Raw genomic sequence first — 15,908 nt, forward strand, 5'->3', positions numbered from 1 at the left:
GCTCAGCGGCTGACGCTCAGTAGCGCGGGCCCTCCGGTCCCTGTGCGGTCATTCCGCCGAGGTAGGGCCGCAGTGCCGCAGGCACCGTGACCGAGCCGTCCGCCTGCTGGTGGTTCTCCAGGATCGGCACGAGCCAACGGGTGTTGGCCATGGTGCCGTTGAGGGTGGCGACCGGGCGGGTCGCTCCGTCGTGGCGCTCGCGGATCTGCAGGCGGCGAGCCTGGAACGTCGTGCAGTTCGACGTCGAGGTCAGCTCCCGGTATGTTCCCTGCGTCGGCACCCAGGCCTCGCAGTCGAACTTCCGCGCAGCCGAATCGCCGAGGTCGCCCGCCGCGGTGTCGATGACCCTGTAGGGCAGTTCGCACAGACCGAGCATCTTCTCCTGCAGGCTCAGCATCCGCTCGTGTTCGGCCTCGGCGTCTTCGACCTCGACGTAGGCGAACATCTCAACCTTCTGGAACTGGTGGACGCGGATGATGCCGCGAGTGTCCTTGCCGTAGGAACCGGCCTCGCGGCGGTAGCACGAGGAGATGCCGGCGTAGCGCAGCGGCCCGTCGGTCAGGTCGATGATCTCGTCCATGTGGTACCCGGCCAGGGGCACCTCTGAGGTGCCGACGAGGAACAGATCGTCGGCTTCGAGGCGGTAGACCTCATCGGCGTGCTCGCCGAGGAACCCGGTGCCGCGCATGACCTCGGGGCGGACGAGCGTCGGGGTGATGGTCGGGTTGAACCCGGCCTCCTCGGCGACATCGCGAGCGAGGTTGAGCAGGGCCATCTCGAGCTTCGCACCGAAGCCGGTGAGGTAGTGGAAACGCGATCCGGAGACCTTCGTGCCGCGGGTGGTGTCGATGGCTTTGAGCTTCTCGCCGATCTCGAGGTGATCGAGCGGCTCGAACCCGTCGACGGTGAAATCACGGGGCTCGCCTATGGTCTTCAGGGTCACGAAGTTCTCTTCGCCGCCTGCGGGGATGCCGTCGACGATGAGGTTCGGGACCTTGGACACGAGCTGGTCGAAGGCGAAGCTCGCCTCCTCGGATTCGGCCGACAGCGATTTCACGGTCTCGGACTTCTGCTTGCCCTCGGCGATGAGTGCGGGCTTGTCCTCTTTGTCAGCCTTAGCGATCTGGGAGGAGAAGGACTTCTGGTCGGCGCGGGCATCCTCATAGGCGGTGATGGCCGCACGGCGTGCGGAGTCGGCGGCCAGGACGTCGTCGATGAGTTCGACGGATCCTCCGCGGGCCTCCTGCGATGCCTTGAACAGGTCCGGGTTTTCTCTGAGAAGCGCTAGATCGATCACCCCATCAGCTTAACGGCCCGGGCGTGTTTTCGATATTCGGCACTCAGCCTGCACACGAGTCCGACGCGGTAGATTTGGGACATGACCATCGCGCTCGATCCCCTGATGACCTGGGTCGTCATCATCGGCGCCCTCGTCGTGCTCGGACTCGTGTTCCTCCTCGGTCGCCGCTCCGGTTCCCGCCGCACCCTGAGAACGGTGCGACGCTACGCCCATCCGACGAACCTCTCCGACTCCGAAGGGGAGGTCAGCGACTCCGCCCGTTACCGCGCCGCCCTCATCGTCAATCCGACGAAGACGGATGTGCGCAGGCTCGCCTCCACCGCCGAGGCGATCTGCCGTTTCGAGGGATGGAACCCTCCGCTCGTGCTCGAGACCACCCGCGACGATTCGGGTGAGGGCGCCGCGACCCGTGCCCTGGATGAAGGGGTCGACGTCGTCATCGCCGCCGGCGGTGACGGGACCATCCGCGCGGTCGCCTCGGCGCTGACGGGCACGTCGACGCCGATGGGCATCGTTCCGCTGGGGACGGGAAATCTGCTGGCCCGCAACATCGACCTCGTCCTCGACAAGACGGAATGGGCACTGCGCATCGCACTGTGGGGGCGCAATCGGGAAATCGATGTGGGCACGGCGAAGATCGCCGAGGACGGCGACACCCACATCTTCACGGTGATGACCGGGCTCGGATTCGATGCCGCGGTCATGGCCGACACGAACGATGACCTCAAGAGCCGCCTCGGCTGGCTGGCCTACGTCGAGGCCGGCTCACGCAAACTCGTCGGCAGGCCCAGCCAGGTCAAGATCACCTTCGATGACGACTACCGGATCTCGGCGAGGGTCAGGTCCGTGCTCGGCGGCAACTGCGGACGCCTGCAGGGCGGGATCCAACTGCTGCCGCAGGCGGTCATCGACGACGGCATGCTCGACGTGCTCATCGTCAGCCCGAAGAACCTCGGACAATGGGTCGGCGTGCTCGCGTCGATCGCCGGGCGAAGGGTCTCGCGCGGGCTGCACACGAATACACGCAAGTGCCAGAAGGTCGTCATCGAGGCCGGCGAGGACCTCGACGTCCAGCTCGACGGCGATCCTCTCGGCCAGTCCTCCTACCTGGAGATGGAGGTCAGGCCGTCGGCGCTGACCGTCCGCGTGCCCACCGTCGAACAACGCAAGCAGATCAGGGCCGAAGCCTGGCCCGTGTGAGGTCGGCGCGGCGGAATTCCCTCGCCGAGGTGGCCCGTCCGACCGATTGATTCCGCGCCAACCGTGCGGACCGGTTCCGGTCCGATCGGGCGCGAGAATTTACCGATTAGTAGGTCACGGGGCGATTACAGAAATTCACCGAGGCGTTACAACATCTCAATCTGAACAAAACGTACAGAAATAGTTGAGAAAATCCTTAGAGCCTAAGATGAGTGCCGTATCACACCCCTCGCACACGAGAATGAAGGCACTCCAATGAAGAAGATCATCCTGGCGCCGGCAGTCGCCCTCGCGTTCACCGGGCTTGTTGCCAGCCCCGTCGCTGCCGCGGAGTCCCCCGCTTCCGCGCAGTCGACATCGGAACAGAAGGTCGAGCAGCAGAAGAAGGCTGACGAGGCCAAGAAAGAAAAGGCCGAGAAGGCCGCGAAGGCCAAGGCTGAGAAGGAAGCCGCCGAGAAGAAGGCTGCCGAAAAGGCCGAGAGCGAGAAGAAGGCCAAAGAGAAGGCCGCTGCTGACAAGAAGGCCAAGGAAGACGCCGCCAAGAAAAAGGCGGATGCGAAGAAGGACGACAAACCTAAGCCTCCGAAGAAGGTCGATGCGAAGCCCGCGCCTGCCCCCAAGGACGAGGACAATGACGCCAAGGACGACGACAACTCCGAGGACAAGGTCAACCCGATCAACGCCTCGGTGCAGGTGACCTCCGGTGAGGTCACCGCCGAAGAACTCGCCGACGAGGGTGTCACCGTCAAGGTCACCGGCCTGGAGAAGGGCGACAAGGCCGCAGCCAAGTCCGGCCTGACCGGCCCGTCGGCGACCGCCCAGGGTTCGACTGCGACGCTCAAGCTTCACTCCGCAAAGGAACTCACCCAGAAGTCAGTCGCTTTCGTCGTGCAGGTGCAGCGCGAAGGGACTGCCGACTCCACAGAGAACGAGGTCATCAACCTCACACAGGCCCCCGATGCCGATCCGACGGTCTCGCTCGGCACCGATGAGATCTCCGAAAGCGACTTCGCGAAGAAGGGCATCTCTGTCACCGGCGAGGGCTTCACCCCCGAATCGAAGGTCACCGTCGTCGGCGGAAACGCCCAGTCACCGTTCGCAACCGTCGAGGTCGAATCCGACGCCGACGGAAAGATCTCCACGGATCTGAAGTTCGAAGGCGACAGCGACCTCCCGGCCGGCGACTACGCCGTCTGGGCAGTCGACCAGGAGTCCGAGATCCGGTCCGATGGTCAGAACTTCACCATCACCGACGATACCGAAGCCGACCCCAAGGTGAAGCTTGGCACCGACAAGATCACGGTCGAAGAGTTCAAGAAGAACGGACTCCCGTTCTCCGGCAGCGGATTCACCCCTGGCAGCACGGTTTCGGTCACCGGCGAAGCCGTCTCAGCGCAGGCGGCAAAGGCCCAGGCCGACGAGGTCACAGCTGACGAAGACGGCAACGTCGAAGGTGTCGTGACCGCACCCGCGTCGCTCGAAGCCGGCAAGTACTCGCTGACCTTCACCGACGACGAGTCCGAAAAGACGAGTGATCCGGTCGAGGTCACCGTCACCGAAGATGAGGACGCCGTCGACCCGATCGACGCTTCACTCAAGGTGGACCCCAAGAAGATCACCGCCGAGGACCTCGCGAACAAGGACAAGGGCGTGACCGTCACGGTCTCCGGCGTGAAGAAGGGCGACAAGATCAAGGACTCCCTCACCGGAGAGACCGAGACCGCCGACGCCGACGGCGACTACAAGCTCCACCTCTGGTACGAAGGTAACCCGAAGAACCTCGAGGTCGGCAAGGTTCCGTTCAGTGTCACCATCGAACGCGAAGGCACCGAGTCGAAGACGCTGAACGGCAACATCAACGTCATCGACGATGAAGCCGAAGCCCCCGCCGAGGCGACTCTGAAGGTTTCGCCGAAGACGATCGAGGCCGCGGACTTCGCCAATGACAAGAAGGGCGTCACTCTCGCCGTTGAGAACTGCGAACCCGGCCAGGACGTTCACTTCGAGGTCAACCCGAAGGGCATCAACGTCACCGCCTACGAGAACACGGTCAAAGCCGACGACGAAGGCAACGCTTCGGTCAACGTCTTCGGAACCTCGTCGAATGCTTCGGCCTACGTCGGTGCCTACACCGCAACCGCTACCTGCGGCGATGCCACCATGAAGGACTCCTTCAAGGTCACCGGCGGTGCCAACGGCGGCGGGGATAACGGCGACAATGGCAATGCCGGAAACGGCAGCGGCAATGACGGCAGCCAGCTGCCTCGCACCGGTGCCGACCTCGGCGGACTGACGACCGGAGCCCTGCTCCTCCTCGTCGGTGGTGCCGCAATCGCTGTCACCGGACGCAAGAACAAGTTCGGGCAGAACCCGATGAGCTTCTGATCTGAAGCCGGCGGTCACTTTCGGCCGCTGAAGCAAGGGGCGGTCCAGCACATGCTGGGCCGCCCCTTTCCGATGGTCACGGTGAATGGGGAACGAACTGTGGCACTGCGCCGAACTCGAGCCTGAACAAAATGACCACAACTATGCGTGTGGTGAATGTTGCATTACCGTTACATTCGTAATACTTCACACCTACCTGTAATTTTCTAAGGAAATACATGAAGAAGCTCGCCCTCGCACCCGCTGTGGCCATCGCCATCACGGGCCTCGCCGCATCCCCGGTTATCGCAGCTCCCGAAGCCCCCGCCTCGGCCGACACCCAGCCCGCCAAGTCACCCGCAGCTGGAACCGCTCAGCTCCAGAAGGGCTCCAGCGCAAAGGCTCAGGCTGGCGAAGAATCAGGTGTCACAGTTTCAAAGCAGAAACTTTCGCTCGAAGAGTTCGCGTCCGACGGTGTTGCCATCGTCGGCGCCAAGCTCAACCCGAACACCGAATACGAAGTGTTCGTCAGCCACGCCGACGATAAGGTCGAGCCCAACACACAGACGGTCACCACCGACGAGACTGGAGCATTCGAGACCGGCGTCCACGGCACCGAGAATGAAGCATTCGTCGGGTCGTACAACGTCGTTGTCAACAACGCTTCGAACACCAACGAGTCGCACCAGACGACCTTCGAAGTCACCAAGGACGGATCCGACGAGCCAGAGGCCCCCGAGGTCGATCCGAAGATCTCCGTCGAGGACAAGAAGGTCACTCCCGCCGAGCTCAAGGAAGACGGCATCAAGGTCGAAGGCAAGGGGTTCACTCCCGGCGGCAAGGTCACGCTGGTCATCGGCGGAGGACAGGCAGCTTTCGGTTCCGCTGAAGTCGAGGCCGACGAAGAGGGCAAGGTCTCCGGCACGGTCAAGAGCGAGGCCGAAGTCAAAATCGAGCCGGGAGAATACGGCGTCTTCGCCGCTGACGCGGCAAGCAAGCAGACGTCGGAATCGGTCGCCTTCACCGTTGCAGAGGAAGACGAGACCGAGGATCCGACCACCCCGGCTGCCGAAGCCAAGCTGACCGTCTCCCCCGAGACCATTACGCCTGCCGACTTCGTCAAGGACGACAAGGGTGTCACCCTCGCCGTCGAGAACTGCGAGCCCGGTGAAGACGTCCGCTTCCTCGTCAATCCCAAGGGCGAGTCGAGCGTCACTGCATTCGACAAGACCGTCAAGGCTGACGACGAGGGCAAGGCCAACGTCAACGTCTACGGCACCAGCGCCTCCAACGCCTCGGCCTACATCGGCGACTACGATGTCACCGTCACGTGCGGTGATGACGAACTGACCGGTGACTTCTCGGTTGAGAAGGACCCGAACGCCGGTGGCGGCGACGGAAATGAAAACGGCAATGGCGACGGCGGAAACGGCGACGACAACGGCAACGGTGGAGGCGACCTGCCTCGCACCGGTACCGAACTCACCGGCCTCGTCGGCGGAGCCGGCCTCCTCCTCATCGGTGGAGTCGCGGTCGCACTGACCATGCGCCGCAAGAAGGTCGCTCAGGACCCTGCAGAGATCTGAGACTCATCTCCAGAACAGATAGAGAAGAGCGCGAACCCGAACCGGGTTCGCGCTCTTCTCTGTCCTCCACTCCCCTCAACTGCGAAGACTCATTTCGCTTCGCTTTGGCCGACCATTTCGCCTCCGCCGACCGCTCCGCCTCAGCTGCCGATTCCGGCCTCAGTCGGCCACGCCCGCCTCAGCGGGTCACATCCGCCACGATGGTTCGATCGGACCGGTCGGCTCTCACCCTCCGGAGGGTGATCGCAGCCGCTGCCGCGATGATGGCGAACAGGATTGTGGCGACGATTCCCAAGTAGCTCGTATCGAGCTCGGGCAGGACGAACGTCTCGGTCTCCGCACCCACCTCGACTACACCGGCGATGGCGACCAGCCCCGCGACGAGCACGGACAGACCGGTGATGACGATGTTGTAACCGCGGAAGCGGTCGGTGCCCCGCGATGCCCAGCCGTAGAGCTTCGCCATGAACAAGCTGTCCGCCGTATCGCATGCGGCCATTCCCACCGCGAACAGCAGCGGAAGCGACAGTGCCAGCGTGGCCGACGAGCCCGCGGCCGTCGTCCCTGCCGCGATCATCAGTCCGATCGTCGCCGCAGTGTCGAAGCCGAGGCCGAAGAGCAGCCCGATGGGAAACATATGTCGAGGGCGGTCCACGGTGTCGAGAACGCGGGCGAACGCCGACGTCAGCGGCCCGTTGGGCCCCTTCGACGCATCATCGTCGGTCCCACGCAGCAGTCTCACGAGTGAGACCAGGTTGAGAATTCCGAAGACGGCGACGACGAAGGTTGCGAAGGACAAGCCCCAGAGTCCGAGACCGAAGCGTGCGGCAGAATCCTCCGCCAACACGAGGTCGAGAGCCAGCCCTGCCCCGAATGCGACGAGCACACCGGTGACCACGACGACAGACGAGTGCCCCAGGGAGAACCAGAACCCGACAGTACCGGCCGGCGTTCCCTTCGCTGAGAGTCGCCGGGTGACATTGTCGATGGCGGCGATGTGATCGGCGTCGAAGGCATGTCGGGCTCCCAACAGCACCGCAGTCAGCGCCAGGCCCCACGCCACCGATGGTGCGGACTCCCGCAGCGAGACGATCACCAGAAACACCCCGATGATCGCGATGCCCGACAGCGTCAAGACGTGGGGAAGCATCGTCCCGTATGCTCGGGTCATGTGTGTCCGGGTCATCTGTGTCCGGGCCAGTTCAGACATCACTCTGTTCTCCGTTCTGCTCTGTTCGTCCAACGCCGCCATCGGACGTCGACGTGTGCCGCGTGGGTTGCCGAGCCGATCGCTCTCGCCACAGCACCGGGCCGGGCGAGGACCAGCACCTGCCCCTCGTCCGTGTCAGACGGCGCCTCCTCCTCAGGTTCGGCGCCGACCATGATCGCCGTGTCGAGCACCCGCGACCGTCCCAGCACACCCGGTCGAGGATGCTCCCCGTCAAGAGACAGCTCTTCGACGAAGAACGGCGTTCCGTCGACGTCGCGGATGTCGGTGGTGCTGACGATTCTGCCGCCGACCTCTCCGGTCCGACCCAACACGAGGGTCTCCCGCAGGCACACCTGCGCGTCCGCACCTTTGCGCACCGTCGTGCGGCGTCTGACATGGGCACGGTCGGCGACGACGAAGGGAAACGACTCCCACACCAGGACTCCCCCGTCACCGACGACCGCATCGACATTCCATTCGGACGGCCTTCCCGTCGAGGGGTACGCGACTGTGCCCCCGATGTCTTCGATCCGCAGTGTGCATCCGGCGCCGACTTCGACTCTGATCGACACCGAATCCCCACCGAGGAGGGTCGCCCCTCCCGCAACCAACGCGACATGAGCGAACCTTGCCTTCCGGGTCACCAGCCTCGGCTGCAGCAGCCCCGGAGCGAGTCGAACCTTCGGCCGTTCGCCCGGTGCCGCCTCGACGACCGCAATGGTCGTCATACCCGTACTTGTTGATGGCTGTGCTCTTCGCCCTCGTCATCATGGGTGTGCGCATAGCCTCCGTCCTCATCGGCGTGGAAGTGCGGAGCCATCGGTCCCGGATCCTGCGGCTCATGCGCGCCGGCACGATGAGAGGCCAGGAGCGCGAGCAGCCATTCGCGCAGTCGCGCCACGGAAGCCTCATCGGTGCGGGAGAGAGCGAGCACCGGTCCCCCTTCGCGCGCCTCGGTGGCGTCGCTGACCATCTGTTCGACATCCACTCCGACGTAGTCGGCGAGGTCGGTCTTGTTGACCACGAGCAGGTCGGCACGCGCGATCCCGGGTCCGCCCTTGCGAGCGACGTCCCCACCGCCGGCGACGTCGAGGACGAAGATCTGTGCGTCCACGAGCGCCGGTGAGAACGTCGCCGTGAGATTGTCGCCGCCCGATTCGACAAGGACGAGGTCGAGCGGGAAGTAGTCACTCTCCAACCGTTCGACGGCCTGCAGGTTCGCCGTGACATCGTCACGGATCGCGGTGTGCGGGCAGGCCCCCGTCTCGATCGCCCGGATCCGGTCCGGGTCGAGGACTCCGGCGGAGCGGAGGAGCCGGGCATCTTCGTCGGTGTAGATGTCATTGGTGATCACGCCGATGCGGATCTCATCGGCCAGTGCGCGGCAGACGAGAGCGATCAGCGAACTCTTTCCGGTTCCCACGGGCCCGGCGACGCCGAGTCGCAGGGATCTTTCGGATGCAGGGAATTCAGGCACGGAACAGCCTCCTCGGTAACACGGACTGGACTTCTGCCCAGTCCTCGATCAGTGGGGCACCCGAGGCGGGAAGCGCCTCGGGGCGGGTGAGTCGGGACAATTCGGACACGGAGTCCTCCATCGCAGCGCAGGCGTCGAGCACCCAGCCGGTGACGCGGATCGGATCCGTGGGTTCGAGCTTGAGCACCGCGGCGGCGACGGTCTGCGCGTCGTCGTAGGCGACGAGGCGGACGAGATCGGCCGCCCCGATGCCCGCGCACGCGGCGATGGTGCCGAGCACGATGGGACGCGGCAGCGGCGTGGGCCGGAGCACCGCAGCCGTCTGCGGCCAGATCCTCTGTCCGATGCGGGCCAGTCCGGCACCGAGGGCGACGGCGATCTCCCGCAGTGCCGCACTCGGGGTGCGGGCAGCCCATTCGGCCTCGAGAACACCGAGGCGGTCCGGCACGACGGTGTCCCGCTCCGGAGCGATGCCGCTCCGCTCCGGGCGGAAGGAGTCCCGGTCCGGATCGCCGGAGCCCTGCTCCGGACCCGCAGCGCCATCGGCCGATGGACGTACGCCCGCCAGGTGTCGGGCGATCACGGCCGCTCCCGCTTCGACGCGGACGACCGTGGTCATCCTCGTCTGCATGTAGTCGGCCACCTCGTGCGCGGCGAGACCGTGACGCAGTCCGGCCTCCAGGCCGTTCGAGGACACGTGGGCTCCGGCCGGCAGGCGCGAGTCGGCGAGAAGCATCGCGAGAGTCGCCGAGGCGTTGCGCCGGGTGGGAAGGTCGGTTGAGGTCACGGTCTCAGAACATCTGGTAGAGCCGGGCCAGCGGCAGCGTCTGCGCCGGTTGGGCGGTCACCGGTTGGCCGTCGATCGCGATGGCGAAGGTGTCAGATTCGATGTCGATCGCCGGCCGTGCGTCATTGCAGCGCATATCCTTCTTGCCGATGTCCCGCGTCGGCGCGACTGGTTTGAGTTCCCGCTTCAGTCCGAGCTCATCGCGCAGCCCGTTCTCGACCGCGGACGGTGCTGCGAACGACACCGACAGCCGCGCCCCGTCCGAGGCCCCGAAGGATGGTCGCATCAGGACCGGCTGCGGAGTCGGGATGGAGGCGTTCGGGTCGCCGAGACCGGCCCAGGCGATCGCCCCGCCCTTGATGACGAGGTCCGGTCGGACCCCGAAGAAGCGAGGATCCCACAGCACGAGATCGGCCATCTTCCCGACCTCGATCGAACCGATGTGGGCATCGACGCCATGCGCGATCGCCGGATTGATCGTGTACTTGGCGACGTAGCGGCGAGCGCGTTCGTTGTCCGCCGGCAGAGTCTCACCGAGGTCGCCCACCCTGTGCTTCATCACGTGGGCGACCTGCCAGGTCCGGGTGATGACCTCACCGATGCGCCCCATCGCCTGCGCATCCGAGGACGTGATCGACAGGCCTCCCATGTCGTGGAGCAGGTCCTCTGCCGCGATGGTCGTCGCCCGGATGCGGGATTCGGCGAACGCGAGATCCTCGGGCACGGCGGGATTGAGGTGGTGGCAGACCATGAGCATGTCGAGATGCTCGGCGACCGTGTTCGCCGTATGGGGCAGAGTCGGGTTCGTCGAACCGGGAAGGATGTTCTCCAATGCTGCGATCGAGAGGATGTCGGGGGCATGTCCCCCGCCGGCGCCCTCGACGTGAAAGGCGTGGATGCTGCGACCTCCGATCGCGGCGATCGTCGATTCGACGAACCCCGCCTCGTTGAGCGAGTCCGAGTGCAGCGCGACCTGCAGTCCGTGCTCCCCGGCGGCCCTCAGCGCGGCGTCGATGGCCGCGGGTGTCGCACCCCAGTCCTCGTGGACCTTGTATCCGGCGGCTCCGCCGAGTGCCTGTTCGGCCAGCCCTTCGGCTGAGACGGTGTTGCCCTTGCCGAGCAGGAGGACGTTCATCGGAAGATCGTCGAGGGCGCGGTGCATCGCGCCGAGGTGCCAGGCTCCGGGAGTCACCGTCGTCGCCTTGCTGCCCTCGGAGGGCCCGGTGCCGCCGCCGGCGACCGTTGTGATCCCGGTGGCGAGCGCTTCGTGGAGTTGGGAGGGTGAGAGCAGGTGGACGTGGGAGTCGAAGGCGCCCGCGGTGAGGATGCGCCCTTCGCCGGAGATGACGTCGGTCGACGGTCCGATCTGCAGATCCGGGTGCACTCCGTCGGCGATGTCAGGGTTCCCGGCTCGTCCGAGCGCCACGATCTGTCCGGCCCGGATGCCGACATCGGCGCGGATGATCCCCCACCAGTCGAGCACCACGACGTTGGTGATGACCGTGTCCGGTGCGCCTTCGGCAGACGTGGTCGTTCCCTGATTCATCGATTCGCGGATCGATTTTCCACCGCCGAAGACCGACTCCTCGCCGCCGAGGGTGCGGTCCTCCTCGATCTCGATCCACAGGTCGGTGTCGCCCAGGCGCAGCTGATCACCGAGGCTGGGCCCATAGAGCGCCGCGTAGCGCTGGGTGGACAGTCGCGCCATCACCGGTCCCCCGCCTCGGCGAGGGGAAGCCGGATCCCGGGCACACGCCTGCGCCCGCCCAGGGAGACGATATGCACAGTGCGGGAGGCGCCCGGCTCGAAGCGCAGGGAGGTGCCGGCGGGGATGTCCAGGCGGAATCCCTCCGCCCTGCTGCGGTTGAAGTCGAGCGCGGCATTGGTGTCGGGGAGGTGGATGTGGGAGCCGATCTGGACCGGTCTGTCTCCGGTGTTCTCGATCGTCATCGTCGCCGTCTCGTCCGGGTTCTCGCGCACGTTGAGTTCGCGCTCTCCGGCGCTGACTCGAACGGCACCCGGCCCTCGGTCGCGTGTTCCTGCCACTGTCAGGTCCTTCAGTCGATGGGGTTGTGGATGGTCACGAGCTTGCGCCCGTCGGGAAACGTCGCCTCCACTTGGACGTCGCTGAGCATGTCGGCGACGTCTTCGAGGACATCGTCACGGGTGAGGATCTCGCGCCCGGTGGTCATGAGCTCCTCGACGCTCTCACCTTCCCTGGCGCGTTCGATGGCCCAGGTGCTCAGGAGCGCAATCGTCTCCGGATAGTTCAGGCGGATTCCCCGTTCCCATCGGTCCCTGGCGACCATTCCCGCCACGGACAGGAGCAGCTTCTCGGTGTCGGCCGGAGTGAAGTGCACGCGTTCCCTCAGCCTTTCGTAGGATCGTGCGGGGCCGCCGTGCGGTCCAGCGGCGAGCCCGGGCTGCCGGGCGAGGCATCCACGTGATCATGCGGGGCATCCGCGCGAGCGTGCAGGACGTCCTCACGGCTGCGCGGGGCATCCGCGGGCAGCACATGCTCGCCGAGGCGGTCGGTCGAGAGCGCAAGGGAGCTGAGGTAGAGTCGCTCCCCGTTCTCGCCCGTCTTCGCCGAGGCGATCATGTCGGGACGTTCGAACTCCAAGTCCGTGACATGGCAGCGCAGGGTCTCGCCAGAGGGGTTGCCGTGCTCGTCGAACATCGGCAGCTCGATTCCATCGTCGCTGCGTCGCAGGTAGTACCGGCCGCGGGTGATGATCGCCATGAGCGGGGTCGCGACGATGGCGATGCCGACGGCGAAGAGAGGTGAGAACGGCTGGACCGTCGCACCGAACGCCCCGAAGTAGATGGCGATGGAGACCCCGCCGGCGAGCACCAGCGAGACGATCCCGACCGGGTTCCAGTCGTAGAGCATGCCGCGTCGGAACTCGGGGATCTTCGGGGAGAGCTTCAGCAGGTATTTGTTGATGGCGATGTCGGCGGCGACGACGCAGATCCACGACATCGCGAGGTTCGCGTAGAAGCTGAGGATCGCGTTGAGGAAGTCGAACATGTTCAGCTCCATCAGCGCCAGGGCGATGAGCAGGTTGACGACGAGGAAGGTGATCCGGCCCGGGTAGCGCTTCGTGATCCGCGTGTATGAGTTCGTCCATGCCAGCGATCCCGAGTAGGCGTTGGTGACGTTGATCTTCACCTGGGAGATGACGACGAGCACCACGGCCAGAAGCAGAGCGAGCCATTGCGGCATCATCTGCTGGTAGGTGGCGAGGAACTGCTGGACGGGTTCGTTCGCGAAGCTCACGGCACCGGGGACATTGGCGATGAGGTAGACCGCGAGGAACATGCCGATGATCTGCTTCGTCGCCCCGAAGATCACCCACCCGGGTCCGGCGAGGATGACGGCCGCCCACCAGCTGCGGCGGTTCTCCGGGGTACGTGGGGGCATGAACCGCAGATAGTCGATCTGCTCGGCGATCTGGGCGATGAGTGAGAGGCAGACTCCGGCGGCGAGCATGACCGAGGCGAAGTTCGCGCCCTCGCCCTCTTCGCCCGTATAGGCGAAGAAGTCCGCGACCGAATCCGGCTGCCAGGCGATGAGGTAGCCGACGGGGATGACCATGAGCAGCAGCCACAGCGGGGTCGTCGAGACCTGCAGTTTGGCAAGGACCTTCATGCCGTAGATGACGAGCGGGAAGATGAGCACCGTGGACACGAGATAGCCGATCGGGCGGGGCAGGCCGAGGCCGAGGTAGAGTCCCTGCGCCATGATCGAGCCTTCGAGGGCGAAGAAGATGAAGGTGAAGGTCGCGAAGATGATGTTCGTGATGACGGACCCGTAGTACCCGAAGCCCGAACCGCGGGTGATGAGGTCGAGGTCGAGGTTGTAGCGGGCGGCGTAGAACGCCAGCGGCCATCCGGTGAGGAAGATGATGATGGCCGCCACGAGGATGCCGAGGATGCCGTTCGTCGTGCCGTGGGCGATGCCGATGTTGGCACCGATCGAGAAGTCGGCGAGGTAGGCGATGCCGCCCAGCGCACTCGTCGCGACGACTCCGGGCGCCCATTTCCGGTACGACCTGGGGGCGAAGCGGAGTGTGTAGTCCTCGAGGCTCTCAGATGCCGCGAGCTGTGCTTCGTTTCGCGGCTCGGGAAGTGCCGTCCTGCTCGGAGACAGTGTCATTGTGGGTTCCTGACTTGTGCGTCGACCGTGATCAAGACCTCATTTTTGCAGGCGATTGTTTCCGCACATGTCGGTTCTGTTTCGGGCAGATGTCGGCAGGGGACTTTGCCGGCGCAGTCGCCCATCTGCGCAGACGCAGAAGAGCGCGAACCCGCATTCGGGTTCGCGCTCTTCGAGTCGTCACTTATCGATCACTGGTGCCGACCGGATCACCGCCGCCGGAATCTGTTGTAGAGCACCATGGCGCCGGGTTCGGGACGCCCCTGCGGGCGCCTGCCGCGAGCGATCGATACGACGTCCCCGGCAGTGCCGGCGGCGAACACACGCGCATCGCGTTCCTTCGCCGCCTGCTGCGTCCGGATCTCGTCCTCGAGCTCGTCATTGCGGTGTTGGAGGGCATCGACCTGATTCTGCAGGTCGATGATCTTCTTGATCCCGACGAGGTTGACCCCCTCGTCCTGGGACAGCTGCTGGATCATCCGCAGCTTGGCGATGTCCTGTCCGGAGTACCGCCGACCACGTCCCGCCGTGCGTTCGGGAATGACGAGGCCGAGACGGTCATACTGTCGCAGCGTCTGCGGGTGCATTCCCGCCAGATCCGCCGCCACCGAGATCACATACACCGCCGCCGTCGACGAAATATGCATCGTTCATCACCACCTCAACTGGCCTTGGCCGTCTCCAGCAGGCCGTCGCGCGGATCATCGTCCTCGGTGGCCGCCTGGAACGCCTCGACCGCAGCCTTGGCTTCCTTCGACAGGTTCTTCGGCGCCACGATCTCGACCTCGACGAGCAGATCGCCGGTGCCCTTCTTCGTCTTCACGCCCTTGCCGCGCACCCGCAGGGTCCGCCCCGACGGGGTGCCCGGTGCGATCTTGACCTTGACCGGCATGCCGCCCAGGGTCGGAACCTTGACCTCGGCGCCCAGGGTCGCCTCGTCGAAGGTCACCGGCAGCTCCATCCGCAGGTTGTCCCCGTCGCGGGTGAAGACCGGGTGCGGCTTCACATTCACGGTGAGGATGACGTCGCCGGCCTCACCGCCGTTGGGGCTGGCCTTGCCCTTGCCGGCCAGGCGGATCTTCTGTCCGTCCTTGACGCCGATGGGGGTGCGCACGGTCAGCGGCTTCCCGCCGGGCATGTTCAGCTTCACCGAGGCTCCGTTGATCGCCTCGGTGAACGACAGCGTGGTGCTCGACTTGATGTCGCCGCCCTTGACCGGCGGCGAGTAGCCGCCGCCGAATCCGCCGCCACCGTAGCCTCCGCCGCCGAAGCCGTTCAGCAGGTCGGCGAGGTCCGGGGGAACGTCTCCCCCGCCGCCGTAGGTCGTGCGGGTCCGGGTGCGTCCGCCGCCTCCGAAGAGGTCGGAGAACACGTCGTCGAATCCGCCGCCGCCCGCTCCGCCGGGTCCTCCGGCGCCGGCGCTGAACCGGGCACCTCCGCCCATGGCGCGGACCTGGTCGTACTGGGCGCGGGATTCCTTGTCGGAGAGCACCTGGTGTGCCTGTCCGATCTCCTTGAACTTCTCCTCGGCCTTCTCATCTCCGGGGTTGGCGTCCGGGTGATACTTGCGCGCGAGTTTGCGATAGGCCTTCTTGATCTCGGCATCGGAAGCATCCTTGGAGACGCCGAGGGTCTTGTAGAAGTCCTTATCGAACCAATCATTCTGAGGTCCGGTATTCACCTGGCACCTCCTTTCCTTCCAATCATTGCACTCATCGATCTATTCACTTGTCTCCTCACAATCCGCATCCCCGGGGTGTGACCCCGAAGATCCGGACCGCCGCCGAGGTGGCCCCCAGCCCCGTACGACAGTTCACTGTCGGAC

Annotated in this window: 14 protein-coding genes; 3 read left to right on the plus strand and 11 right to left on the minus strand. The window is 65.3% G+C overall.

Annotated elements, in window-relative coordinates; translation table 11 throughout:
• Window positions 1–16 precede the first annotated feature (16 nt).
• Window positions 17–1,297 carry a serine--tRNA ligase gene (gene serS / locus J9314_RS16515; RefSeq protein ID WP_210603381.1) on the minus strand — a complete coding sequence of 427 codons (1,281 nt, stop codon included), beginning with the start codon at window positions 1,295–1,297 and terminating at the stop codon, window positions 17–19.
• A gap of 81 nt (window positions 1,298–1,378) precedes the next feature.
• Between serS and J9314_RS16520 the strand changes: the two genes are divergently transcribed.
• The 3 genes from J9314_RS16520 (at window position 1,379) to J9314_RS16530 (ending at window position 6,450) form a co-directional block, all read left to right on the plus strand.
• Entirely contained in the window at window positions 1,379–2,500 is a 1,122-nt protein-coding gene (locus J9314_RS16520) for a diacylglycerol/lipid kinase family protein (protein ID WP_246490460.1), read from the plus strand.
• Between the two features lie 255 nt (window positions 2,501–2,755).
• Window positions 2,756–4,885: a hypothetical protein gene (locus tag J9314_RS16525; RefSeq protein WP_210603382.1), complete on the plus strand. Its 2,130-nt coding sequence runs from the start codon at window positions 2,756–2,758 to the stop codon at window positions 4,883–4,885.
• A 218-nt stretch (window positions 4,886–5,103) separates the two neighbouring features.
• Window positions 5,104–6,450, plus strand: coding sequence for an LPXTG cell wall anchor domain-containing protein (locus J9314_RS16530; protein ID WP_210603383.1), 1,347 nt, complete (start codon window positions 5,104–5,106; stop codon window positions 6,448–6,450).
• 178 nt (window positions 6,451–6,628) lie between these two features.
• On the opposite strand, the gene J9314_RS16535 is transcribed toward J9314_RS16530, so the two are convergent.
• The 10 genes from J9314_RS16535 to J9314_RS16580 all read right to left on the minus strand — a co-directional run bounded on the left by J9314_RS16535 (window position 6,629) and on the right by J9314_RS16580 (window position 15,764).
• Window positions 6,629–7,621: a HoxN/HupN/NixA family nickel/cobalt transporter gene (locus J9314_RS16535; RefSeq protein ID WP_210603384.1), complete on the minus strand. Its 993-nt coding sequence runs from the start codon at window positions 7,619–7,621 to the stop codon at window positions 6,629–6,631.
• Window positions 7,622–7,659: 38 nt separating this feature from the next.
• Window positions 7,660–8,388 (minus strand): urease accessory protein UreD, encoded by a 729-nt coding sequence (locus tag J9314_RS16540; RefSeq protein WP_210603385.1) that lies wholly within the window; start codon window positions 8,386–8,388, stop codon window positions 7,660–7,662.
• Window positions 8,385–9,137, minus strand: coding sequence for an urease accessory protein UreG (gene ureG, locus J9314_RS16545; protein ID WP_210603386.1), 753 nt, complete (start codon window positions 9,135–9,137; stop codon window positions 8,385–8,387). The genes J9314_RS16540 and ureG overlap by 4 nt, the downstream gene beginning before the upstream one ends.
• Complete coding sequence (locus J9314_RS16550; protein ID WP_246490461.1) at window positions 9,130–9,924, minus strand: urease accessory protein UreF; 795 nt, start codon at window positions 9,922–9,924, stop codon at window positions 9,130–9,132. The genes ureG and J9314_RS16550 overlap by 8 nt, the downstream gene beginning before the upstream one ends.
• Window positions 9,925–9,928: 4 nt before the next feature.
• Complete coding sequence (locus J9314_RS16555) at window positions 9,929–11,632, minus strand: urease subunit alpha (protein WP_210603387.1); 1,704 nt, start codon at window positions 11,630–11,632, stop codon at window positions 9,929–9,931.
• Window positions 11,632–11,970, minus strand: a complete 339-nt coding sequence (gene ureB / locus J9314_RS16560; protein ID WP_210603388.1) for an urease subunit beta — start codon at window positions 11,968–11,970, stop codon at window positions 11,632–11,634. Before ureB ends, J9314_RS16555 begins: the two co-directional genes overlap by 1 nt.
• Window positions 11,971–11,981: 11 nt before the next feature.
• Window positions 11,982–12,284 (minus strand): urease subunit gamma, encoded by a 303-nt coding sequence (locus J9314_RS16565; protein WP_210603389.1) that lies wholly within the window; start codon window positions 12,282–12,284, stop codon window positions 11,982–11,984.
• An 8-nt stretch (window positions 12,285–12,292) separates the two neighbouring features.
• Window positions 12,293–14,083 carry a purine-cytosine permease family protein gene (locus J9314_RS16570; RefSeq protein ID WP_246490462.1) on the minus strand — a complete coding sequence of 597 codons (1,791 nt, stop codon included), beginning with the start codon at window positions 14,081–14,083 and terminating at the stop codon, window positions 12,293–12,295.
• Window positions 14,084–14,292: 209 nt separating this feature from the next.
• Complete coding sequence (locus tag J9314_RS16575; RefSeq protein ID WP_181272633.1) at window positions 14,293–14,730, minus strand: heat shock protein transcriptional repressor HspR; 438 nt, start codon at window positions 14,728–14,730, stop codon at window positions 14,293–14,295.
• 14 nt (window positions 14,731–14,744) lie between these two features.
• Window positions 14,745–15,764, minus strand: a complete 1,020-nt coding sequence (locus J9314_RS16580; protein ID WP_210603390.1) for a DnaJ C-terminal domain-containing protein — start codon at window positions 15,762–15,764, stop codon at window positions 14,745–14,747.
• Between the last annotated feature and the right edge of the window lie 144 nt (window positions 15,765–15,908).

The sequence above is a fragment of the Brevibacterium oceani genome, assembly GCF_017948325.1.
GTDB lineage: Bacteria > Actinomycetota > Actinomycetes > Actinomycetales > Brevibacteriaceae > Brevibacterium > Brevibacterium oceani.